Here is a 23162-nt window from a genome sequence, read left to right as displayed (position 1 = left end):
CTATTTTTCTATAATAAATTCTGAAAACGTGTTAAGCTAGTAGAGGGATTATTAGAACTATTAAGATAATAATCCGCTTACATGAACGATGGGAGGCTTCACGATGTCTAGTAAAACACTTGCAAACTTTTTAGAAGAAAATTTAGAGGATTTAAAATCAAAGGGGCTTTATAACGTAATTGATCCGCTTGAAAGTCCAAATGGACCGATTATTACAATTGGCGGAAAAGAATATATTAACTTATCTTCAAACAACTACCTTGGATTAGCGACTGATAATCGCTTACAAGAAGCAGCAATTGGTGCAATTCATAAGTACGGTGTTGGAGCAGGAGCTGTTCGTACAATTAACGGTACTTTAGATTTGCATATTAAATTAGAAGAAACAATTGCAAAGTTTAAACATACAGAAGCAGCAATTGCTTATCAATCAGGATTTAACTGTAATATGGCAGCGATTTCAGCTGTTATGGATAAAAATGATGCGATTCTTTCAGATGAATTAAACCATGCATCTATTATTGATGGTAGTCGTCTATCAAGAGCGAAAATCATCGTTTATAAGCATTCTGATATGGAAGATTTACGCAAAAAAGCAATCGAGGCAAAAGAATCAGGTCTTTATAATAAATTAATGGTTATTACAGACGGTGTTTTCTCAATGGATGGAGATATTGCAAAATTACCAGAGATTGTTGAAATTGCAGAAGAGCTGGATTTAATGACATATGTAGATGATGCACACGGTTCAGGTGTACTTGGCAAAGGTGCAGGTACTGTAAAACATTTCGGCCTTTCTGATAAAGTTGATTTCCAAATCGGTACATTATCAAAAGCAATTGGGGTAATTGGTGGATATGTAGCTGGGAAACAAAACTTAATCGATTGGTTAAAAGTGCGTTCACGTCCATTCTTATTCTCAACAGCTTTAACACCAGCTGATGCAGCTGCTTGTATGAGATCAATTGAAATTCTAATGGAAAGCACAGAGTTACACGATCGTTTATGGGAAAATGGTCGCTATTTAAAACAAGGGTTAAAAGAACTTGGCTTTAACATTGGAGAAAGTGAAACACCAATTACACCTTGTATTATTGGTGATGAAGTATTAACACAAGAATTTAGTAAACGTCTAAATGAAGAAGGCGTTTACGCAAAATCTATCGTATTCCCAACCGTAGCAAAAGGAATGGGACGCGTTCGTAATATGCCTACAGCAGCTCATACGAAAGAAATGCTAGATGAAGCAATTCGTAAGTATGAAAAAGTAGGGAAAGAAATGGGTATCATTTAAGTAACGACATCTTTTGAATAGCTTGCAAATGGGGAGTGGGAAAAATGAAAAAAATTCTAGTAACCGGTTCTTTAGGGCAAATTGGTTCTGAACTAGTAATGAAACTTCGTGATGTATACGGCGCATCAAATGTTATTGCAACAGATATTCGTGAAACAGACAGTGAAGTAGTAACGTCTGGTCCATTTGAAACGTTAGATGTAACGGATGGACAAAAATTACATGATATTGCAAAGCGTAATGAAGTAGATACAATTATTCATTTAGCGGCTTTACTTTCAGCAACTGCAGAAAAAAATCCGTTATTTGCTTGGAATTTAAATATGGGCGGACTTGTAAATGCATTAGAAGCAGCACGTGAATTAAACTGTAAGTTTTTCACGCCAAGTTCTATCGGTGCATTTGGTCCATCAACGCCAAAAGATAATACACCACAAGATACAATTCAGCGTCCTACTACGATGTATGGGGTAAACAAAGTAGCAGGAGAATTACTATGTGATTATTATCATCAAAAGTTTGGCGTTGATACGCGCGGTGTACGTTTCCCAGGCTTAATTTCTTACGTAGCTCCTCCAGGAGGCGGAACAACTGACTATGCAGTTGAAATTTATTATGAGGCGATTAAAAAAGGTACATACACCTCATACATTGCAGAAGGAACATACATGGACATGATGTATATGCCAGATGCTTTACAAGCAATCATCTCATTAATGGAAGCTGATCCAAATAAACTAGTTCATAGAAATGCGTTTAACATTACAGCAATGAGCTTTGAACCAGAGCAAATTGCAGCATCAATCCGTAAACACATTCCGAACTTTACAATGGATTACGCAGTAGATCCAGCTCGTCAAACAATCGCTGATAGCTGGCCGAACTCTATTGATGCAACAGCAGCAATGAAAGAGTGGGGCTTTAAAGCAGAATATGATTTAGACAGAATGACAACTGATATGCTGGCTAAGTTAAAAAAAAAGCTCGCATCTGAGTTAGTAATGAATTAATAAGAAGAGCCGATTCTTAGGAATTGGCTCTTAATTATTTTAGGAAGGGAGAAAAGCAACATGCAAAGAGTTGATGTTGTATATGCATTAATACACGATAGCGAAAAAGATAAAATATTAATGGTACATAATATAGAACAAAACGTTTGGTCATTGCCAGGCGGGGCTGTTGAAAAAGGTGAAATATTAGAGAAAGCACTAGTAAGAGAAGTGAAAGAAGAGACAGGTTTAACTGCCGCACTCAGTGGACTTGTCGCATTAAATGAGAAGTTTTTTGAAGAGAAAGGACATCATGCATTATTTTTTACATTCCGAGCAAATGTAGTAACAGGTGAACTTCGTGCAGAAGATGAAGGAGAAATTTCCGCAATCGAGTGGGTAGATAGAAAAATTGCGAATGAGCGATTCCCATACTACGATGGAGGGTTCGAATTATTATTAGAAGTTTCCATTCCATACAAGTTTCAACCAGAAACAAAGTAAGTTAACGAAGAAAAACAGGAGCCTCGTGGCTCCTGTTTTTCTATTCAATCGTCTTCAGTAATAGTTTCTTCAACAATGGTTTAATCTTCAGGCGTAAATCTTCAGCATGATTTGCAACTAAGAAGTGATGGTTATAAATGTTTTTCATTAGTTGATAAGTCGCTTCTTTCGCTTCGCCTTCTTCGATAAAGATGCCGATTACTTCCATACCACTTTTGCGAGCAAGTTTGACTGCTTCGTGCGTATCTAAAATTCCGTCTTGTTGATAGTCTAGTGCAGAAGGTTCACCGTCTGTAAAGACAAGTAAGAATTTATGTTTTTCTGGTCTTTTCGCAAGCTTTTCGGAAACGATACGAATAATATACCCGTCGCGGTTATCTTCTTCTTCGCGAAGTTGCATAATTTCTGGACCGACGTTTGGTAACGTTGAGTTTTTATACGTAACAACTTCATGGATAACGTTCGGTTTATCTTCAGGTTTAGCACTAGAAGCATCTTCCCAAAATCCACTAATAGCGTGCGGGATTTTTAAAGATTTTAAAGCTTCATGGAATAGGACCACACTCTTCTTCGTTTCTTCCATTTTGTTATACATAGAACCAGAGCAGTCCACTAATAGTTGGAATGCAACGTCGAGCTCTTGTGATTCTTGTCCTTTTTTATAAAACATACGCGGCTGCTTTTCAGTATAAATACGAAGGAATTTCTTACGAAGCCTTCCGTAATATTTATCACTGTTTGCATTCGTTTTGTTTTCAATTGTTTTTTCGATAATTTTCTTTAATTCTTTTACATCTTTATTAACGACTGATTTGATAGCTTGGTAATCTTTTTTCTCATCAGGATTCGATTTGCGAGCTTCTTTAAATGTATGAGAAGCTCCCACATTATACTTGCCGTATGCACCGTCGTTTTGGCTAGAAGCATGAGACGCTCTTGCTTCCTCTGTATCAGCACCATCAAAGTTAGATTGTGTACTTTTTTGGGAAGTACCTTGTACAGAACCAAGTGCTTGGTCACCATCTTCTGATTCACGAGCAGTATCACCCATCATATTTGTTTTTGTTCCGCTTTCTAAATCAAAGCGTAAAAAGTTCTCGTTTTCATTGTTTTTATTTTCACGGTGCCATGTCGAGAAGCTTTCATCCATTTTGTTTTTGTTATCATCGTCATCTAGGAGTTGCGTATCATCATTTGCTAATTTTTCAGCGCGACTGTCTTTCTCATCTGCAATCACAGATAAATAAAGCGGTGCATGTCCGAAATAATTATTAAGCATATCACTTTCAAGAAGTCCTTCTAAACGATAGCGAATTTTCTCAACAATATACATAATATCTTCCGTATTACGAGCTTGGAATGTTTCATGCAAAATTGATTCAATTTGCTCGAAATATTCATTATTAAACATTTCATATTTATCACTCGTTAATGAAAGATAGCATAGACAAAATAGACGATCACCGTGATAGTTACGAACACGATTTATTTCATTTTGTGAGCCAAAGTAATTGCGATACATTTCTTTTCGGCGTTTAAAAATATGTTTTGTGCCAGGACGTAAATTTTTGACGATTTCCTCAACACGTAAATCTTCTAATAGAACAAATAATTGTGTTAAAAACTTTTTTAGAGGCGATTCTTGTAACTCAATCGCATAAGAACGAATTAAAGTCATGTCCGAGTAATGTTTATTACCAAGTGCCTTTAAGAACACTTCGCTTTTTAATCCGATTACTGTATCCTCTTCTTTTCGATCATCCCAAAAGTGACTAATGACAACCTTTTTTTCAATTTCGTCGTAGTATGCTTTATAGCCATACTCAAGATAGGCATCGTCTTCTTTTAGAAGAGCATACATTAAGTTTTCCATTTGTAGAAACAGCGACGCATCAATTTTTTTGTCACTAAAAATTTGTCTCATGAATTATCCCTCAAAGAAATAACTTTCTGCTAATTCACGGACAGTCATTTGTTCTGTTTCATCGTTTAATTTTGCGATAATACTACGTTCAATTGCACGCATAACAGGAATATATACACCTAAATCACATGCATCGATAATGCCACGAATACTAGCTGCTTCTTCACTTACGCGCCCATCACGAGCTAAAGGCATAAGATCGCTTGCGAATGCAACGAACTTTTCAATTGTTGCAACATCATTTAATTTTGATTCAGATAGTAATAGTTCTTTTAATGTATCACCTTGAATGTAAGGAACTTCAATAATAACGAAACGGTTTTTTAACGCTTCGTTTAGTTCACTTGTCCCAACATAACCTTCGTTAATCGCAGCAATTACGCGATATTCGTCATCACCGTATACAACTTCTTGTGTAAATGGGTTTGTAATCATTTTACGGTAATCTAACGCACCATGAAGAAGTGGTAACGTTTCAGGTTTTGCCATATTGATTTCATCAATATAAAGGAAATGACCGTTTTTCATTGCCTTCATAAGAGGACCGTTAACGAACGTAACTTCAGATGCGCCGTCCTTTGTTTGTAATGTGTTGTATCCTAAAATACCTTCTACATCTAAGTCGACAGAACAGTTAATGCTATGCATTGGTTTTTGGAATAAAGAAGAAAGAGTTTCCGCTAGTACTGTTTTACCACTACCAGTTGGTCCTTTTAATAGAATGTTTTTACCAAGTAAAAGTGCTGTAATGGCATCTTCAATAATGCTATTATCAGATGCTTTATATATTTTCTTGCCAATTAAATGTGCATTTTCACCAGCTTCTTGTTTATTCTTTTCATGAATTGTAGAAAGCTGCTGTTTTAAATCAGAATGTATATGAAATTGTTCTAACATGTATTTCCCACCTAACATTATTTTCATAAAGTAATACATCTTATGATAACTTGTTTTAATATGGTATGCAAAGAAAAGGAGAAGGGGGAAATATAAAAGAAAAAGCAATCAATATCACATTGATTGCTTATAGTAAAGGAGAAATGAGTCGCATAAAGGACTCTAATATTCTTTTTTTGATACTTCTTTTTTGGAACGAGTTCCATTTAATTTCAGTGGAGTGTTTAAAGTCTTCTTCAAAATCATGTTTAATATCATGAACGGTTTCTGATTCATATAGTACGCTAATAATTTCATAATTCAATTCAAAGCTACGTACATCCATATTTGCTGTTCCGATTGTTGCAATTTTATCGTCAACGAGTACAATCTTTGCGTGCATAAATCCATCTTTATAACTGTAAATAGAAGCACCAGCTTTTAAAAGTGGAGTGAAATAGGATTGAGATGCTTGATCGCTAATAATACTATCACTCTTACCAGGATATAAAATGCGTACATCTATGCCAGATATTGCACTTAAGCGTAATAATGTTAAAGTTTCTTGATCCGGAATAAAGTATGGTGTAGCGATCCAAATAGATTTTTTGGCTGAGCCCATAACAGCTAGTAATGTATTACGAATACTTTTATCATCTGAGCTTGGCCCACTTGCTACAATTTGCACCGCACCTTCTGCATCCGGAATTTCTTTTCCTGGGAAGTAGTGTCTATTCATAAATTGATCCCAAGAATAAGTATTCAATCCACTAGACGCATAAAGCCAATCTTCTAGAAAGATGGCTTGTAATTTATACAATGCTTTTCCTTCTATTTTTAAATGACTATCACGCCAAACCGGGAATTTTTTTGAGCGACCAAGATATTCATCACCGACGTTGAGCCCTCCGGTAAAACCAATTTCTCCATCTACAATGACGATTTTACGGTGATTACGATAATTAACTGTCTCGAGTAACCAAGCTGAAAAAATAGGGTCAAATTCGACAATTTCAATTCCAGCTTTTTTCATAGGTTGTAAAAATCGTCGTCTTAACGTATTACTTCCGAGTCCATCATAAAGGAAGCGTACAATAACACCATCTTTTGCTTTTTGTATTAAAGCATCGCGTACTTTTTTACCAATCTCATCAGATTTATAAATATAGTATTGAATATGTATGTGATGTTTTGCATTCTCGATTGCGTTCAAAATTTCTGAAAAGGTTTGATCACCGTTTGTTAAAAGTTTTGTTGTCGTTCTATCTGCGGCAGGCCCGCCTCCGAATTTTTGTACGACTTCTGTTAAATGTATAGAACGTTCATGTAATGGGACTGTGAGTGATAATTCTAGTCGTCTTCCTTCTAATATTTCGCGGAATAATTTTCTTTGTTCTTCTGAACGATGAAGATGTTTTTTTCTTCTCCAACGGCTACGCCCGAAAATAGAGTATAAAAGTACACCTACAACAGGAAGAAGTGCTAATACTAAAAACCACGCTAAGGTGCTTTGGGGTGATCTATTTTCGATAAAAATAACGAATGAAATTCCTACGATTGTGATGGACCATAGAGCACCAACAAACGTATATAACGAAATAACCGATGTATTTAATAGGAAAAGAACGATAGATACGATTGTAAATATTAATAATAATTGAACGATAGGTTTCTTCATTTCTATATAATTCCTCTAATCTTTCTTAAATATAGACTTCTTAAATAGAAGATATAATCTGACATCCTTATTATAAAGTGTTTTGTTTTTTTTACAAAATATACACATTTGTCCTATACTTTCCGCATTTGTCCTACATACAGTATATTGTTACGTTGTTATCCCGCTATTTGCTGGTTAATGATCAGTGTAGGAGGGAAAAAACCTTGCCCCTTATATAGGAAAGGGAATGAGGTTTCTTTCCTGGAATTGTAGCAGGTGCATTATGAAGCCCAGGATATGGTTATCCATATTACGCGAATTCTTCTTATTAAGGTGAGGAAATGGAAAGGAGAGGGAAATAATGAATTATATAGAAAATAACGGATTGTATTATCGTCATAATCATGGAGGGCACCATCATAATGGCGGACATAATCACCATGGTGGGCACAATCATCATCATCACGGTGGTGGATGGGGCTGGGGTGGCGGCTCGTGGGGCGGAGGATTTTTCCCAGGAAGTTTTGCTGGAGGCATGTTAGGTGGGCTTACAGCTGGCGCATTAACGGGTGCGGCAGGTGGAGGCTACTATCCAGCACCGTACCCAGTAACATATCCAATGCCATACCCGGGTTATCAGCAAATACCATATCAGTATTAAACTAAAAAAGAGGATATCCTCTTTTTTAGTTTAATAATTTATTTATAAAATATTTCCAAAAACAAGGTGAAAATATGTTAATATTTTGTTATTATAATTCAATATGTTAAATGCAAATTTTGGCTTTATCCCGCTATTTGTGGGCAGTAAAACCCCCACCTCAAAATTCAGCTGGAACAAAGAAGTTAGGTGGAAGCCCTGCTACCCGTAAAAGCCCGATTGGTGATCAGTTGGGATGAACAAAACCCCCACTGATTAAAGTTTCACTTTATATTATTATTCGTGAATCGTTGCATTTTGTATATTAATCTCTATTTCATTATGTATCGGCAGTTAGATTTACATCTTAACATTTAATGAAATAAAAGAGGTTAGATGTGAGGTCGTATTAGTAGGGAGCAGAGGCTAATAGTGATGAAATTGTCACTTTACAAATTCAAAGAATGTAAGGGAATACTGTATAATAAGCTTAGATAAGTAGAGAGATGAGAAGCTTCTACTATAATTAAAACAGCACCATATTGCTTTTTTTTATAAATAATATTATGTTATTTTAATCGGCCTATTTAGAAAAAAATTGTGATTTATCCCGCATTAACGGGCAGTAAGACTCCCACCTCAAAATTCGGTGAATGTGAGGAATTTAGGTGGGAGATAAAAGCCCGATTGGTGAAGGCTAATAATCAGTGGGGGATGGACAACCCCCCCCACTGATTAAAGTTTCATTTTATGTAAAGGCGTATTGTTAGAAAATGAAATATCTCTATTTCTATGAAGAGAAACGAGTTGTGTTTTAGTCAGATAGGAAGCAAGGAGAGGTGCGCATGCTAGAACAAAGAGGTCATGCATTATATGACTCTTCATTGCAATATTTAAAATTAGCATTAGATGAGTCTTCAATTGTTGCTATTACAGACCGAAATGGTCTTATTACATATGTGAATGATAAATTTTGTAAAATCTCAAAATATAAAAGAGAAGAGTTAATAGGAAAAGATCACCGTATTTTAAATTCCGGATATCATCCGAAAGCATTTTTTCAAATCCTATGGAAGCGTATTTTGAGTGGAAAAGTCTGGACGGGGGAAATTCGAAATCAAGCAAAAGATGGTACGTATTATTGGGTTAAAACAACAATTGTTCCATTTTTAAATGAAAAGGGAGAACCTTATCAATTTATTGCAATTCGAAATGATATAAGTAGTAGGAAAGAAGCAGAACAAAGATTACGATTAAGCGAAAGTCGTTATAGGGAACTTGCTTATCATGATGCGTTAACAAGTTTACCGAACCGTTTACAGTTAATTACGACTGTAAATAAGATGATTGCAGAGAAAATAGAGTTTGGCATGATTTACTTTGATTTAGATCGTTTTAAATTAGTGAATGATACGTTAGGTCATATGATAGGAGATTTACTTTTAAGCGAAGTTGCTTCACGGTTGCATTATGTGCTAGGAGAGAAAGATGTTCTGGCTAGGCTTGGTGGCGACGAATTTGTGCTGTTAACAAAAACTCATACACATGATGAGATGAGGCAGTTAGCGACATCCGTGTTGTCATGCTTTCAAGCGCCATTTATGCTTGAAGGTCATGAAGTATATATTTCAGCTAGTCTAGGACTTTGTTCCTATCCGCAAGATGGAAAAGACGTTGAAACGTTATTAAAAAATTCGGATTTAGCCATGTATAGTGCGAAAGAGCAAGGAAGAAATGCGGCGTGCTTCTTTACAGATGAATTACGTGCGAAAATAAACCGTAGAATGAAAATAGAATTTGCTTTGCAAAAAGCGATTCGTGACGAAGAATTAAAAGTGGCATTACAACCCATTATTGATTTGAAAACAAAGAAATGTACTGGTATTGAGGCTTTAGTACGCTGTAAGACAGAAGAAGGTCCTATTTCACCAAGTGAATTTATCCCTGTAGCTGAAGAGTGTGGACTTATTATAAAACTAGGAGACTGGGTACTAGAAAAGTCATGTCGACTGTTTAAAACTTTACCAGATTATCAAGAGGGACTGAAGTTATCTGTTAATTTATCAATACAACAATTGATGCAAAAGCGATTTATTTTATCTGTTCGTAGTATATTGAAGCGAACAGGGTTTCCGCCAAATCGTTTAATATTAGAAATAACAGAAAGTATAGCTGTACGTCATTTTGATTATATTATTGCTACATTACAAGAATTAAGAAGTATGGGAATTTTAATCGCTTTAGACGATTTCGGAACAGGGTATTCCTCATTATATTATTTAAAACAACTACCACTTGATATTGTGAAAATTGATCGTAATTTTATTCGTGAGTTTCATTATGATCATGCACAACCAGAGCGAACGATTGTAAAATCGGTTATTGAAATTGCCCATAGTTTAAATTTATTAGTGGTTGCTGAAGGGGTAGAAACGGTAGAACAAGAAAGTTTATTAAAATCAATGAGTTGCGACTTTGTACAAGGTTTTTATTATGCGAAACCGTTAGATATAGGGGAACTAAAAGAAAAGTTATTAACTGATTTTTAATAAAAAAAGAGAAGCGAAAAGCTTCTCTTTTTTATTGTTTTTTTTGTGAATCTTTCATTAAAACTGGATAAAGAATAAGACCTAATACAAACAAACCAATGCCTAAGAAGAATGTTTTTAAATCAGCAGTTCCCGTTTTAATAACCCATATGGAATATAAAAATGCTAATGCAGTAATGATTCCATCTTTTATTCGAGATCCCGGCATTATATCATACGTTTCCCCCGTAATAACTAATTTTAACTGATACAAGGTAGAAACAAGGTACGGGATTAAATATGCTAATGTCGCTACAACAATAGCGAAATTATATGCTTCTGAAACAGTACCAGAAATCGTTGAGAATAAGAAAATTTGCGTCATCACATTTGTAATAAATAATGATTTTGAAGGACTACCTTTTTTATTTGTTTTACTGAAAAACTTAGGGAAAAGTCCATTTTTAGCAGCCTGGTAAGGTACTTCTGAGCTAACAACGATCCATCCTACAGTAGAGCCGAATAAAGATACGAGTGCAAGTAAGGCCATTATATAAGCACCTTTAGTACCAATTGCTAAATTTAATGCATCTACTAATGGTTTTTGAGACTCTTTTAAAGCGTCTTGTGGAAGAGCGCCCATTGTTAGTAGAGTAATTGCCATGTAAATAAGAAGAGCGATGATTAATCCGAAAATCGTAGCTTTCTTAACATCGTGCTGAGATTTTGCACGGTTAGAGAGCATAACTGCTGACTCAATACCGATAAACGCCCAAAGTGTTGCAATAGCAGCGGAATTTATTTGTCCACCCAACGAAATAGGTTGTCCAGCTTCATTCATAAATGTTTGACCGTCCCCGAAATTAGAGGCATTGAAAATGAATAATGTGATTACAATAAACATTGTAAATCCGATGATTTTTGCGATTGTTGCAAGAAGGTTCATATTTCCGGCTCTATCAATATTTTGAGAAAGAATATATTGAATTCCCCATAGCATCATACTACATACTATGAAGGTTAAAGCTTTTCCAAGTTCTAATGAAAATCCGTTTGTTGAAAAGAGAATTTGCTTACTTTGTAAAACTGGGAAGAATGTTGATAAATATCCTGCAAAGGAAATAATTACAGATGCTGTAGCAGCCCAGTTAGCAGCCCAGTATCCCCAAGCCATACTATATCCTGCAACTTTACCTGTCTTTTGAGAAGTAAACATTGCTTGGGCGTAACTTTGTGGTCCTGCTTTTAATTCTGGTTTACGAATTGCTAAATTTCCAAATACGAGTGCAATCATAAATACACCAAGTCCTGTAATACTCCATGCCAGTGTAGATCCCATTGGACCTGATACGTGTGCTAAATTTGCTGGGAGCATAAATACGCCACCGCCAACCATATTCCCGATAACAAAAGCTGTTAAAATCCATAATCCCCATTTTTTCGTTTCCATTTTTGTTAACTCCTTTGTAGTAAGTTTTGCTTAAACATCATTTTTTACTAGCATTTTTGGCAATAAAAAAAGAGCCATGTAGATAAAAAATACCTACATGGCTCTTTGCCAAAGCGTAGGTACAACGGGAATAACCCTTGTACCTACGCGTAATTTTTCCGCTAGGTTTCAAGGGTTAAGTATGATGATGATGTTTTTGTGCAAATGTAACTACAGTTGTATAAGTAAGCATAGTTCTTTGCTCCCTTTCTCCTCTGATTTTGAAGTTAGTATACTACATGTTTTTTTGAATGAAAAGAAAAATTTATAAAAATACGTTTTAGAGACTAAATATTTACCTATAGTTTTCTTGTACTGGAAAATAAGTGAGAGATTGGCAGAAGAGTATAGCGTGGTATAATATATATAGAACTAGAAGGTGACAAGGGGCTATTGTAGATGATGAGTAAGTATGAACAAATTTATACAGAAATCAGCAAGTCTATTGATAATAAACAATTAAAAGAAGGATGTAAAATCCCATCAGAAACGGAATTAATGAAGCTGTATGAGGCAAGTAGGGGTACTGTAAGAAAAGCTGTAGATTTATTGCAAGAGCGTGGATATGTTCAAAAAATACACGGAAAAGGTGTTTTTGTATTAAAGCGCAAAAACATTGAATTTAACTTTGGTGGTATTGTAAGTTTTCAAGAAGAAAATGAACGTTTAGGACGTCATTGTATTACAGAAGTCGTGGAAATAGAGAAAATGAAAGCGACACAAGATGTAGCAAAGTTATTAAACGTGAAAGAAAAAACGGAAATAAATCATATTAAACGTGTACGAAATATTGATGGAGAAAAAGTAATTTTAGATATAAACCATTTTGTATCGGAATATATTCCAGGATTAACGAGAGAAATTGCAACTGCATCGATTTATAAATACATTGAGAAAGAATTAGGGCTACATATTAGCTATTCACAGCGGGTAATTGAAGTGCAACCATGTACAGAGGATGACCGAAAGTATTTGGATTTAAATGGAACAGACTATGTTGTCGTTGTAAAAAACTTTACTCATTTATACGATGGGAGTCAGTTCGAATATACGGAATCACGTCACCGTTTAGATATTTTTCACTTTTCGGATGTGGCGCGAAGAAAATAAAGAGATGGAGCGAAATAATCGTTCCATCTCTTTATTTATCCCGCATTAACGGGCAGTAAAACTCCCACCTCAAAATTCAGCTGGAGCAAAGAAATTAGGTGGGAGATCAACTGCCTGTAAACGCCCGATTGGTGAAGGCTAATAGTCAGTGGGGGATGAACAAAACCCCCACTGATTAAAGTTTCACTTTATAAAAAAATCACCAACTTATATATACGAGTGTTGACTAACTTATATATACGAGTTAATATGTAAGTGTAAACGGTATCAAAAAAAGAAAAGAGGGACGGGAATATGGGGAAAGACTATCGTAAAACAGCAAAAGAAGTGTTGCAGTATATTGGTGGGAAAGACAATATTGAACAAGCTGCGCACTGTGTAACGAGGCTACGTATCGCTTTAAAAGATGAAAATAAAATAGATAATGATAAATTACAGTCTGTTTCATTAGTAAAGGGAGCGTTTCATAACGCTGGGGTATTTCAAATTGTAATTGGTCCAGGTGATGTCGATCGAGTATACGCTGAATTGATAACGCTTGCAGGTATGGAAGAATCGACAGTAGCTGACGTAAAAGGTTCAGGGGATAAAAAATTAAATCCAGTTCAAAAGTTTGTAAAAGTATTTTCAGATGTATTTATGCCGATTTTGCCAGCAATTATTACGGCAGGTTTACTAATGGGGATTAATAACCTGTTAGGGGCAAAGGACTTATTTTTTGATGGGAAAAATTTATTAGAAGTATATCCGAACTTAGGTGGGCTTTGGGATTTAATTAATATGATGGCCAATACAGCATTCGTATTCTTACCGGCACTTGTTGGTTGGTCAGCAACGAAGCGCTTTGGTGGTAGTCCAATACTAGGGATTGTTATGGGATTAATGCTTGTGCATCCGGCCTTATTAAACGCGTGGGATTATGGAAAAGCAGCGACTGGTTTAGAGGGACAAAAGATTGAGTACTTCGATATTTTAGGGCTATTCCAAATTGAAAAGGTAGGATATCAAGGCCAAATTTTACCCATTTTAGTAGCAGCATTCGTATTAAGTAAAGTTGAAATCTTCTTAAAGAAACATGTGCCAAACGCAATTCAATTATTAGTTGTACCAATTACAACAATCGTTGTAACGGGTGTGTTAGCGTTAGGAATTATCGGTCCAGTTACACGTCATATTGGTGATTTATTAACGGCTGGATTAGTTGGCGTATATGAAACGGTACCAGTACTTGGAGCAGTATTATTTGGAGCATTATATGCACCGCTCGTAATTACAGGAATGCATCATATGTTTATTGCAATTGATTTACAGCTAATTGCACAGCACGGCGGTACATTTATTTGGCCGATGATTGCTCTTTCTAACATTGCACAAGGTAGTGCGGCACTAGCGATGTTCTGGATTTCTAAAAATCAAAATGATAAAAGTATGGCATCAACATCAGCAATCTCAGCGTACTTCGGTATTACAGAGCCAGCGATGTTCGGTGTGAATTTAAGAAATAAATTCCCGTTCTATGCAGCGATTATTGGGTCTGCTATAGCAGCGATATTTATTACATTAAATGGTGTATTAGCACCAGCAATTGGAATTGGCGGATTGCCAGCATTTATTTCTATCATTCCGAAATCGATTCCGATGTTTATTGTAGGGATGATAATCGCAGTAGTAATTCCATTTACATTAACATGGTTATTTGCGAAACGAGTAAAACAGAAGTAGGAGGAAATTAAGCATGAAAGATTGGCATAAAAGTGTAGTCTATCAAATTTATCCGAAGAGCTTTAATAGTTACTATAATAAAGAAACCGGTGATATAAAGGGAGTTACAGAGAAATTAGATTATTTAAAGGAACTTGGAGTGGACTATATTTGGTTAACACCGATATACCGATCACCACAAAATGACAATGGATACGATGTAAGTGATTATTACAGCATTGATCCATCTTACGGGACGATGGAAGAGTTTGAAGAGCTTTTAAAAGAAGCGAAAGTACGTGACATTGAAATCATGCTTGATATCGTTGTAAATCATAGTTCAACGGAGCATAAGTGGTTTAAAGAAGCAAAAGAAGATAAGAATAGTCCGTATCGAAATTATTATATTTGGCGTGATGAAAAGAATAATTGGCAGTCTAAATTTGGAGGATCTGCTTGGAAATATGATGAGAAAACAGGGCAATATTTTTTACATCTATTTGATGAGACGCAAGCTGATTTAAACTGGGAAAATGAAAAGCTTCGTGAAGAAGTGTACGATATGATGCGCTTTTGGTTGGAGAAAGGTGTAAAAGGATTCCGCCTTGATGTTATTAACTTAATTTCAAAAGATCAAAGATTTTTAAGTGATGAAGGCACCACGGCTACAAGTGATGGGCGTAAATATTACACAGATGGTCCACGCGTCCATGAATATTTACAAGAGATGAGCCAAAATGTTTTTGAAGGGAAAGATGTAATTACAGTTGGAGAAATGTCATCTACGACAATTGATAATTGTATTAAATATTCGAATCCTGAGCGCAATGAACTAAGCATGACGTTTAGTTTCCATCATTTAAAAGTAGATTATCCGAATGGTGATAAGTGGATGAAAGCTGATTTTGATTTCATTAAATTAAAAGAGATTATGTCTAATTGGCAAATTGAAATGCAAAAGGGCGGAGGATGGAATGCGTTATTCTGGTGTAATCATGACCAGCCCCGTATCGTTTCACGGTTTGGTGATGATGAGAAGTACCGGAATGAATCTGCGAAAATGTTAGCGACAGCTATGCATATGTTGCAAGGAACGCCTTACATTTACCAAGGTGAAGAAATCGGTATGACGAATCCTAAATTCGAGTCCATCGAGCAATATCGTGATGTAGAATCGTTAAATATATATGATATAAAGCTAGAAGAAGGATTATCAAAAACAGAGATTATCGGGATTTTAAAACAAAAATCTCGTGACAATTCCCGTACTCCGATGCAGTGGAATGAAGAGGTGAATAGTGGTTTTACAACAAGTACACCTTGGATTTCTGTGGCTGAAAACTTTAAAGAAATAAACGTAGAGAAGGCATTAGAAGATAGAGAATCTGTATTTTATCATTATAAAAAGCTAATTGAACTTAGAAAAAAATACGATGTCCTTACAGAAGGGAAATATGCTATTTTAGATGGAAATCATCCTAGCATTTGGGCGTATACACGTACTGTAAATAATGAAGTATTACTTGTTATCAATAACTTCTACGGAGAAGAAATAACGTATTCTGCACCAGTGAATGTTCAATTGGATGGAATGAAACAAGAAGTAGTAGTATCAAATTATAAAGATCCAAGCAGAGATATTACAAATCTTAACTTAAGACCTTATGAATCAATTGTATATCTATATACAAAATAAAAAGGTTGTATGCCCGCGGGGCATACAACCTTTTATTTTAAGACACCGCTATATAAAATATTTACTTCTACTTCTGGTTTGAACTTCACTTTTGCATAATCTTTATTCCAATTTTTTTTCTTCCATAAATCAGGATGATAAGCGATAAGATGTCTGCCAATCCCTAAAGCATCACAATTTGCTTTTTGTAACTTTTTCGTTATCTTTTGAGCTTCTTTCGTAAGCTGTTTAGACAGTTCTTTATTTAGTTTTTTTCTTGCATCCATCTTGTAAAGATTATCTCTTGGAGCTTCAAGGGCGATTACTTGCAGTTTCAGTTTTAGATGGGCGTAAACATTTCCTTTTTTGTCAGTTGTTATTTTTAAGTCTCGTTTTAACTTTCGATTGCTGATTGCCATTGTTAAATAATCAGATGTCTTCTCAGACTCATCACTAGTAAGTTTTTGGGTTATACGGGCACTTGTTCCCATTTTTCCGGTTAATAACACGAATAGAACAGATTGTTGCAAAGGTAAATGCCCAGTTAATTTATCGTTGTTAAATAAAGCTAACCCGTTTGTAATTACTTCTTTTCCTTTTATTTTTATAGAAGGGAGGGTAAAGTCTTTACCGGGATCTAACATTTTTGTAGCGGCTGTTTCTAAAGTTTCTTTTGGAAATACACTCATATCTTCTAAGCTTTTCACTTTTTTCTTTAGAAAATCTCCAATTAGTAAATTTCCTACTTTCTTTTTTTCGAGTATCTCGGATGTTTCACCATCTACTGCAATAAGTTTTACTAAAGCAGTTGGGTTTGTTGGATCCCGAAAGCTAACATCTAAATAGGGTAGTATACCTTTTTTTAGAATTTTGGTTCCTAGTAATTGAACACCATATTTGAAATAGCGAATATTACCGGTCACATTTTTTTTTAGGGCATCGCTTGTATCCCTTATGTTATGCCCGGTTGCTGAATGTATTTCATTCTCGAATGAAGATTGCTCTCCGCTTGAACTTTTTACGAGCTCGACTGTTTGCTGGAGTTTATTCTCTTCCGTAATATCAGATCCAATGCTATAAGCTAATCTGGCTTCTCTTAATGGTTCTTGATCCCAACAGCCAGAAAGGAATGAACTAGCACATAATATACAAAGTAGTTTAACTCTTTTTTTGAACATACTGTTCTCCTTTCTTATTTCTTATTACTGAATAAAGTAGAAATAAAAGAGGGAGAACAACTATGAAAATATAGGTGAACTTATCAGTGAAAGTTGAAATTACTTTTAATTCTTCAGGTGTATCTATAAATAAGGCTACACTAAAAGCAATAATACCAACGATTGGAACGGCCTTTTTATGATTAGCAAGGTTGAATATATGTCCAATTCCTATTGAGGCAGCACAGTAATAACTAGCAATAGAAGCGACAACTGTTATCATCCATATTGGTATGAATAGTAAATCAGTTCGGTCTATAATCCCGATATGCAAGGAGCGTAATAAGTAAGCAACTGGCTCTGGAATAAGTTCAACTTGTTTTGGACTAAATACGATAAAGCAAATCCAAACAGTAAAAGTATAAAAAAGCGTTACAAATCCATTAGCGATAGAAATGGCCTTCAGTTTTGCCACAGAACTGCCATTTACTTTTGGAAAAGCGATAAGAATAATTTCAAAACCATACATGGCTGTAATTGTTTCCTTGGATGCTTGAATTATATTCCACCATCCGGCTTCTGTAATGGGGAAAATATAAGAAAAATCAGCTCGGGAAAGCCCTAGGGCAATTAAAAGCGCCATAGGTAAAATGAGAATAGAGGCCATGACATAAAATCGTACAATCACTTTAAATGTATTATAGGCTACGTAGCAACAAGCTATTGTAAATAGTATGAGAATTGCAGACCAAGGGGTGGCTTGTAAGACCCATACTTTAATGACATTACAAGCATTTAACATAACCGTCATACCGATAAGGGTAAAATAAAAAACATAAGCAAAACCTAGTAGTTTTCCAAACTTATTACCAAATAGCATACAAACACTTTCATACATATCAGCATCAGGAAATCGTTTTAAGAAAAGCCACATAAGTAAAATAATAAGTTGAATCGCAAGCCCAGCGATGAGAGCAGAAATCCACCCACCACCTTTCGCTATTGGGTGAAGACGGTTTGGTAGAGAAAGTATACCAACCCCGATTTGGCATTGAATAACGAAAAAGGTAAATTGAACAAGTGAAATTTTACTTTGCGTGTTTGTCACCGTTCTCATCCTCTCTCGTTACATGTTGTCGTTGCATTTTTTTCGGCTTTGGATCATGAGGTCGTTCCCAAAACGACCAAATTGGAAGTCTTACAAAAGAATCTTTCATATCTTTTATTCGCATCGGTGCAATAGGAGAAAGATATGGTGTATGAAATGAATGTAGCTGGCATAAATGAACGAAAGTTATAATTAGACCAAATGATATTCCTACGTACCCGAATATAGCAGCAAGAATCATTAATGGAAAACGAAGAATTCGAACTGCTGAACTCATATCGTTTGATGGAACGAGAAAAGATGAGATTGCAGTTAAAGCTACAACGATAATCATTGTGTAAGAAACGAGTCCGGCTTTTACAATTGCATCACCAATTACTAAACCACCTACAATACCGATTGTTTGTCCAACGCGGCTCGGCAGACGAATACCAGCTTCCCGTAATAATTCGAAAATTAACTCCATTAAGAGAGCTTCAAAAATAGGAGGAAGTGGCACTTTCTCTAATGAAGCTTTAATTGTATACACAAGTTCGAGCGGCAGCACATCAGGATGAAAAGCGACAGTTGCAATATATAAAGCTGGTAAGAGAAAGGCAATTAAAAAACTTACTAAACGAATCATTCGGACGAAAGAACCGACAATCCAGCGGTTATTATAATCATCTGGTGATTGATAGAAAGCGAATAACGTAACAGGTACGATGAGCGCTGTTGGATCTCCGTCAGATAAAATAGCAACTCGTCCTTCCATTAAATTTGCTGCGACTCTATCTGGACGCTCTGTATTTAATTGCTGCGGAAATGGTGCGAAAGATGTATCTTCTATAAATTCTTGTATATATCCTGGAGGCATAAGTGCATCTGTCTTAATCATTTCTAACCTTCTTTTTACTTCTATAACTAAATCGTCATTCGCTATGTTTTGCATATAAGCAATTGCCACTTTCGTGTGCATTTCTTCACCAAGTGTGAAATATTTAACGACGACATTTGGACTTTTTATGAGTTTACGAATAGAAGCTAAATTGGTTGCTAAATCTTCTACGAAACCAGTATGCGGCCCACGTACAATCCCTTCATTATCAGGTTCTGTTATATCTCTCTTTAAAGATAGAGCTGTTTCGAAAATACAAAAACTGTCGACTTGTTCATGAAAATATAATGATTTTCCTTGTAATAAAAGTTGCACACCATAATCTAAATTCGTTTCTTTTTTCATATTCAAAGTAGAAAAAGCTTTATCTAAAGACAACTCTGATCGAGTTAATAGAGGCTCAAGAGCTAATTGATGAATTAAATTTGGGTCTGCTAAAGATTCGATATATAAGATTGTTCCTTTTCCATTTTGGAAAGGGACATCTAATTTTTTTATATCATCTGAATGACAGAGCTTATTTTCAATGTAATTAATATTTTCCGGAAGTGATGGAAACATATGCTTTTGGTTCTTGCTTTCTTGCTGTTCTTCGTGTTGTGTCATAAATTCCACCTCTTTTAGAATAAAATTCCTTCTGTTAATTTTTGTTTTTTATAAGGAATTTATGCTTGGATTATTTGAAAAAGTAGCTTGAAAGTTCTGTTACGTTATCTTCTATACTTAAAGAAAATGAAAATTAGGGGAATCGAAAGAAAGCGTATAGTTAGATTGGCGATATTAATATATATCTTTTGTACTATAGGAGGGTAAGCCTAGCTGTATGCATAATTACATCATTCGATGAATAGGAAATTTAAGAAAAGCGATTTATACTACAAGTATTGTGTCTTGCCTTTTTAGGTGTAGTACACAGCCGGTGATTGGCTAGTGGAGGTTCTTCCATTTTGCCAGTGCCGGTTTTTTATTGGATAATAGAGAAAATGAAGTTTAATAAAGAAAGAAGGGGTTGTTTTGAAAGAAGTAAATTCTATCTTTATGAGAGAAAAGATTGCTAGTTTTTATCTTTATTTTATTTCTTTTCTTGGTTTGATTACTATAACTATATCTTTACTTGAAATTAAAATCCCTTCTCATCCAACAATACTAATATTGTTATTAATATTTATGGGGATTGCAGAGTATTTTCCTGTACGATTTTGGAGAGGAACTAGCTCGCTTACCTTTCCGATAATTTACGCTATGAGTTGGCAGTTTGGAATCCATATAACTATTATTGCTATTGTACTCGTAACGCTAATTATTCACCTGCATCGTCGTTCACCGATACAAAGAATGTTATTTAATAGTACTCAGCATGCGCTTAGTTTGATCTTGGCCGAATGGTTTTCAAATAAATGTATGTCTTTATTAATTAACAAGATAGATATGTCAGTTCTATATGAAAATTTAATATCTTTGTTGTTATTTTGCGTGTTTTTTGGTTTCTTCAACAACCGCTTTTACGATTTGTTAATGATAATTCTTCCGCAGCCATATTCAATCTATCAGTGGTATAAAAAAACTGTAACGGTATTTCTTTGCGAAACTTTTGGTTTCTCTTATGCGGCCCTGATGCATGTATTAATTAGTACATATAGTGTGGAAATAAACGAGATTACAGTACTGTTTTTCTTTTTTCCACTTGTAGCAATTTCAGTTATTAGTTCTTTTTCTGTACGGATAAGGATGGAGAAGGAACGATTATATGAGCTGTTTCTTATTACGACAGAAATTAGTCGTGGACTAACCGGAGGAAACTTGAAACATATTAAACAAGCACTTAAAGGCTTTTTTGGCATACAAGCATATGTAATATGGACAAAAGATGATGGGAACTGGAATCTTCTATTAAAAGATGGGAAAGTTCGTCTTGATATTTCTGATCATTCAGAAATATCAGAGGCGTTTGAGGGAATCTCTAAAAATCTTGTGTTTAATGATTGGAAAAATGGTACGGCTCCTGGAGATGAAATATTTGATAGCATCATACGCTCGCTTGTATATTTTCCTCTTATTGTAAATGATGAACTAGTCGGAATGTTTGTTGCAGGGAAAAGTAGAACTGCGGGTTTTTTTCCGGAAGATGTACAGTCGTTAGCTACGTTTTCAAACCAATTAGCTAACGTAGTTAAAACAAGGATATTGATTTCTGAACAGGAAAAAAGAATGATTTTAGAAGAAAGAAATAGAATCGCACGCGAAATTCACGATGGTATTGCACAAACATTGGCCGGGGTGATATACCAACTAGAATCCGCGCAAAAAAAATACCGTGATAAACCAATAGATATGCAGCAAATAGTAGAGAAAAGTATAAAAGATTTAAGAGGAAGCCTAGGAGAAGTTCGTTATTCTATTTATGCTTTAAAACCATATCCGACACAACAATTAGGGCTTAAGCAGGCGATAGCAAGTAAAATAAAATCTTTAAAACAAGAATATGAACTAGATATTACATATCATGAAAGAGGTCATGCACGTGCGCTTAGCTTTTCAAAAGAAAGAGTTATTTTTGATACATTACAAGAGAGTTTGCAAAACATTGTAAAACATGCACAGGCAGAAAAGACTGATGTTTTACTTAGCTATCAAAGTGAGCACGTGCTTTTAAGGGTTAAGGATAATGGAGTTGGCTTTTCACTATTTGAGTCTATGGTTAAAACGAAGAATGAGCCACATTATGGTATATTACATATGAATGAACAAGCTGAACAATTAGGGGCTACTTTACAGATTGATAGTTCTGTAGGGAAAGGGACAGAAATTACACTATTAATTCCAGATTCACAAACAAGGGGTGCGTAAAATGATTAAAATATTAGTAGTGGATGATCATGCTTTTTTACGAGACGCAATTCGGAACATACTAGAGGATGAATCTGATATGAAAGTGGTTGGAGAAGCTAGCTCTGGGGACGGAGTATTGGGAAAAGTAGAAGAATGCAGACCAGATTGTATTTTGATGGATATTAATCTTCCAGGGAAAAATGGGATTGAAGCCACAGAGTTAGTAAAAAAAAATTATCCAAATTGCCGAGTACTTGTGTTTACAATGTATGAGCATGATGAGTACTTAATGGATGCACTCCAAGCTGGTGCTGATGGTTATTTATTGAAGGATTCATCATCGGAGCAGGTAGTGGCAGCAATTCGAATGTTATATCAAGGCGATTCAGTTATTCATCCGCGTATGACTAAAAAATTAATTACATATCATCAGCAAAAAATGAAATTAGAATCAAATGAAAATGAACTGACGGAACGTGAAAAGGAAATTCTCTTTGAATTAGTAAAAGGACTTAGTAATAAAGAAATTGCTGAAGCTCTATATATTAGTGATAAAACAGTTAAAATTCACATCAATAAAATTTTTAAAAAACTAAATGTAAAAAGTCGATCGCAAGCGGTGATTTATGCTGTTCGAAATCAATTGGTTCCGTTGGATTAAATAAGAGATGTTTAAAAGAACTATCGTGTTTCTTTATTCTATATTACAAAGAATAAAGGGCAAGGTAGTTCTTTTGTACTATTTGGGCATAGAATCATTAGAAAAAAGATACTCCTTTTGATTAATTTTCAGAAAAATCA

At 35.1% G+C, this 23162-nt stretch carries 17 protein-coding genes; 10 read left to right on the top strand and 7 right to left on the bottom strand.

All coding sequences use genetic code 11. The features are described 5' to 3' along the window. The first annotated feature begins 103 nt into the window (after positions 1-103). From B5P42_RS17300 to B5P42_RS17290, 3 genes are read left to right on the top strand one after another with little or no spacing between them, the layout of a single operon-like run. A complete protein-coding gene (locus B5P42_RS17300; RefSeq protein ID WP_000095918.1) occupies positions 104-1294 on the top strand; it encodes a glycine C-acetyltransferase in 1191 nt (396 codons plus the stop codon). Positions 1295-1338: 44 nt separating this feature from the next. Further along, the gene (locus tag B5P42_RS17295) at positions 1339-2304 is read left to right on the top strand and encodes an L-threonine 3-dehydrogenase (protein ID WP_002125175.1); all 966 of its coding nucleotides are present in this window, start codon (positions 1339-1341) and stop codon (positions 2302-2304) included. Between the two features lie 60 nt (positions 2305-2364). Then, complete coding sequence (locus B5P42_RS17290) at positions 2365-2787, top strand: NUDIX hydrolase (RefSeq protein ID WP_113734769.1); 423 nt, start codon at positions 2365-2367, stop codon at positions 2785-2787. 40 nt (positions 2788-2827) lie between these two features. Here B5P42_RS17290 and B5P42_RS17285 read toward each other — a convergent pair whose 3' ends face one another. From B5P42_RS17285 to B5P42_RS17275, 3 genes are all read right to left on the bottom strand, one after another. Further along, the gene (locus tag B5P42_RS17285) at positions 2828-4711 is read right to left on the bottom strand and encodes a vWA domain-containing protein (protein WP_002029726.1); all 1884 of its coding nucleotides are present in this window, start codon (positions 4709-4711) and stop codon (positions 2828-2830) included. A 3-nt stretch (positions 4712-4714) separates the two neighbouring features. Continuing rightward, positions 4715-5608 (bottom strand): ATP-binding protein, encoded by an 894-nt coding sequence (locus tag B5P42_RS17280; protein ID WP_000892986.1) that lies wholly within the window; start codon positions 5606-5608, stop codon positions 4715-4717. A gap of 127 nt (positions 5609-5735) precedes the next feature. Beyond that, a complete protein-coding gene (locus B5P42_RS17275; RefSeq protein ID WP_113734768.1) occupies positions 5736-7265 on the bottom strand; it encodes a cardiolipin synthase in 1530 nt (509 codons plus the stop codon). Positions 7266-7608: 343 nt separating this feature from the next. Here B5P42_RS17275 and B5P42_RS17270 point away from each other — a divergent pair, with 343 nt between their 5' ends. Further along, the gene (locus B5P42_RS17270) at positions 7609-7908 is read left to right on the top strand and encodes a cobalt transporter (protein WP_113734767.1); all 300 of its coding nucleotides are present in this window, start codon (positions 7609-7611) and stop codon (positions 7906-7908) included. An 824-nt stretch (positions 7909-8732) separates the two neighbouring features. Next, positions 8733-10436, top strand: a complete 1704-nt coding sequence (locus tag B5P42_RS17265; protein WP_113734766.1) for a putative bifunctional diguanylate cyclase/phosphodiesterase — start codon at positions 8733-8735, stop codon at positions 10434-10436. 31 nt (positions 10437-10467) lie between these two features. Here B5P42_RS17265 and B5P42_RS17260 read toward each other — a convergent pair whose 3' ends face one another. Then, positions 10468-11865, bottom strand: coding sequence for an amino acid permease (locus tag B5P42_RS17260; protein WP_002010500.1), 1398 nt, complete (start codon positions 11863-11865; stop codon positions 10468-10470). A 438-nt stretch (positions 11866-12303) separates the two neighbouring features. On the opposite strand from B5P42_RS17260, the gene treR reads away from it, so the two are divergent. The 3 genes from treR to treC all read left to right on the top strand — a co-directional run bounded on the left by treR (position 12304) and on the right by treC (position 16411). Beyond that, entirely contained in the window at positions 12304-13014 is a 711-nt protein-coding gene (gene treR / locus B5P42_RS17255; RefSeq protein WP_061689221.1) for a trehalose operon repressor, read from the top strand. 294 nt (positions 13015-13308) lie between these two features. Beyond that, a complete protein-coding gene (treP, locus tag B5P42_RS17250; RefSeq protein WP_002010521.1) occupies positions 13309-14736 on the top strand; it encodes a PTS system trehalose-specific EIIBC component in 1428 nt (475 codons plus the stop codon). A 13-nt stretch (positions 14737-14749) separates the two neighbouring features. Next, complete coding sequence (gene treC, locus B5P42_RS17245; protein ID WP_113734765.1) at positions 14750-16411, top strand: alpha,alpha-phosphotrehalase; 1662 nt, start codon at positions 14750-14752, stop codon at positions 16409-16411. A 32-nt stretch (positions 16412-16443) separates the two neighbouring features. Here treC and gerKC read toward each other — a convergent pair whose 3' ends face one another. From gerKC to gerKA, 3 genes are read right to left on the bottom strand one after another with little or no spacing between them, the layout of a single operon-like run. Further along, positions 16444-17568, bottom strand: a complete 1125-nt coding sequence (gene gerKC, locus B5P42_RS17240; RefSeq protein ID WP_113734764.1) for a spore germination protein GerKC — start codon at positions 17566-17568, stop codon at positions 16444-16446. Continuing rightward, positions 17549-18655, bottom strand: a complete 1107-nt coding sequence (locus B5P42_RS17235) for a GerAB/ArcD/ProY family transporter (protein ID WP_044444477.1) — start codon at positions 18653-18655, stop codon at positions 17549-17551. The genes gerKC and B5P42_RS17235 overlap by 20 nt, the downstream gene beginning before the upstream one ends. After that, complete coding sequence (gerKA, locus tag B5P42_RS17230) at positions 18636-20138, bottom strand: spore germination protein GerKA (protein WP_113734763.1); 1503 nt, start codon at positions 20136-20138, stop codon at positions 18636-18638. The genes B5P42_RS17235 and gerKA overlap by 20 nt, the downstream gene beginning before the upstream one ends. Before the next feature lie 408 nt (positions 20139-20546). Between gerKA and B5P42_RS17225 the strand changes: the two genes are divergently transcribed. Next, positions 20547-22379 carry a GAF domain-containing sensor histidine kinase gene (locus B5P42_RS17225; protein ID WP_107887591.1) on the top strand — a complete coding sequence of 611 codons (1833 nt, stop codon included), beginning with the start codon at positions 20547-20549 and terminating at the stop codon, positions 22377-22379. Between the two features lies 1 nt (position 22380). Beyond that, positions 22381-23022 carry a response regulator gene (locus tag B5P42_RS17220; RefSeq protein WP_044444480.1) on the top strand — a complete coding sequence of 214 codons (642 nt, stop codon included), beginning with the start codon at positions 22381-22383 and terminating at the stop codon, positions 23020-23022. Positions 23023-23162 lie beyond the last annotated feature (140 nt).

Origin of the sequence: Bacillus sp. SRB_331 (assembly GCF_003264175.1) — a bacterium.
In the GTDB taxonomy this organism is placed as follows: domain Bacteria; phylum Bacillota; class Bacilli; order Bacillales; family Bacillaceae_G; genus Bacillus_A; species Bacillus_A mycoides.
Note: the sequence above shows the minus strand (reverse complement) of the source record. Positions and strands in the feature narration are given on the sequence as shown.

Bases quoted from the DNA above. Each gene is read 5' to 3' on its own strand.
- treC (WP_113734765.1), top strand. From the start codon at position 14,750: ATGAAAGATTGGCATAAAAGTGTAGTCTATCAAATTTATCCGAAGAGC.
- B5P42_RS17270 (WP_113734767.1), top strand. From the start codon at position 7,609: ATGAATTATATAGAAAATAACGGATTGTATTATCGTCATAATCATGGA.
- gerKA (WP_113734763.1), bottom strand. From the start codon at position 20,138: ATGACACAACACGAAGAACAGCAAGAAAGCAAGAACCAAAAGCATATG.
- B5P42_RS17265 (WP_113734766.1), top strand. From the start codon at position 8,733: ATGCTAGAACAAAGAGGTCATGCATTATATGACTCTTCATTGCAATAT.
- B5P42_RS17295 (WP_002125175.1), top strand. From the start codon at position 1,339: ATGAAAAAAATTCTAGTAACCGGTTCTTTAGGGCAAATTGGTTCTGAA.
- B5P42_RS17275 (WP_113734768.1), bottom strand. From the start codon at position 7,265: ATGAAGAAACCTATCGTTCAATTATTATTAATATTTACAATCGTATCT.
- B5P42_RS17280 (WP_000892986.1), bottom strand. From the start codon at position 5,608: ATGTTAGAACAATTTCATATACATTCTGATTTAAAACAGCAGCTTTCT.
- B5P42_RS17300 (WP_000095918.1), top strand. From the start codon at position 104: ATGTCTAGTAAAACACTTGCAAACTTTTTAGAAGAAAATTTAGAGGAT.
- B5P42_RS17220 (WP_044444480.1), top strand. From the start codon at position 22,381: ATGATTAAAATATTAGTAGTGGATGATCATGCTTTTTTACGAGACGCA.
- treP (WP_002010521.1), top strand. From the start codon at position 13,309: ATGGGGAAAGACTATCGTAAAACAGCAAAAGAAGTGTTGCAGTATATT.
- B5P42_RS17260 (WP_002010500.1), bottom strand. From the start codon at position 11,865: ATGGAAACGAAAAAATGGGGATTATGGATTTTAACAGCTTTTGTTATC.
- gerKC (WP_113734764.1), bottom strand. From the start codon at position 17,568: ATGTTCAAAAAAAGAGTTAAACTACTTTGTATATTATGTGCTAGTTCA.
- B5P42_RS17285 (WP_002029726.1), bottom strand. From the start codon at position 4,711: ATGAGACAAATTTTTAGTGACAAAAAAATTGATGCGTCGCTGTTTCTA.
- treR (WP_061689221.1), top strand. From the start codon at position 12,304: ATGATGAGTAAGTATGAACAAATTTATACAGAAATCAGCAAGTCTATT.
- B5P42_RS17290 (WP_113734769.1), top strand. From the start codon at position 2,365: ATGCAAAGAGTTGATGTTGTATATGCATTAATACACGATAGCGAAAAA.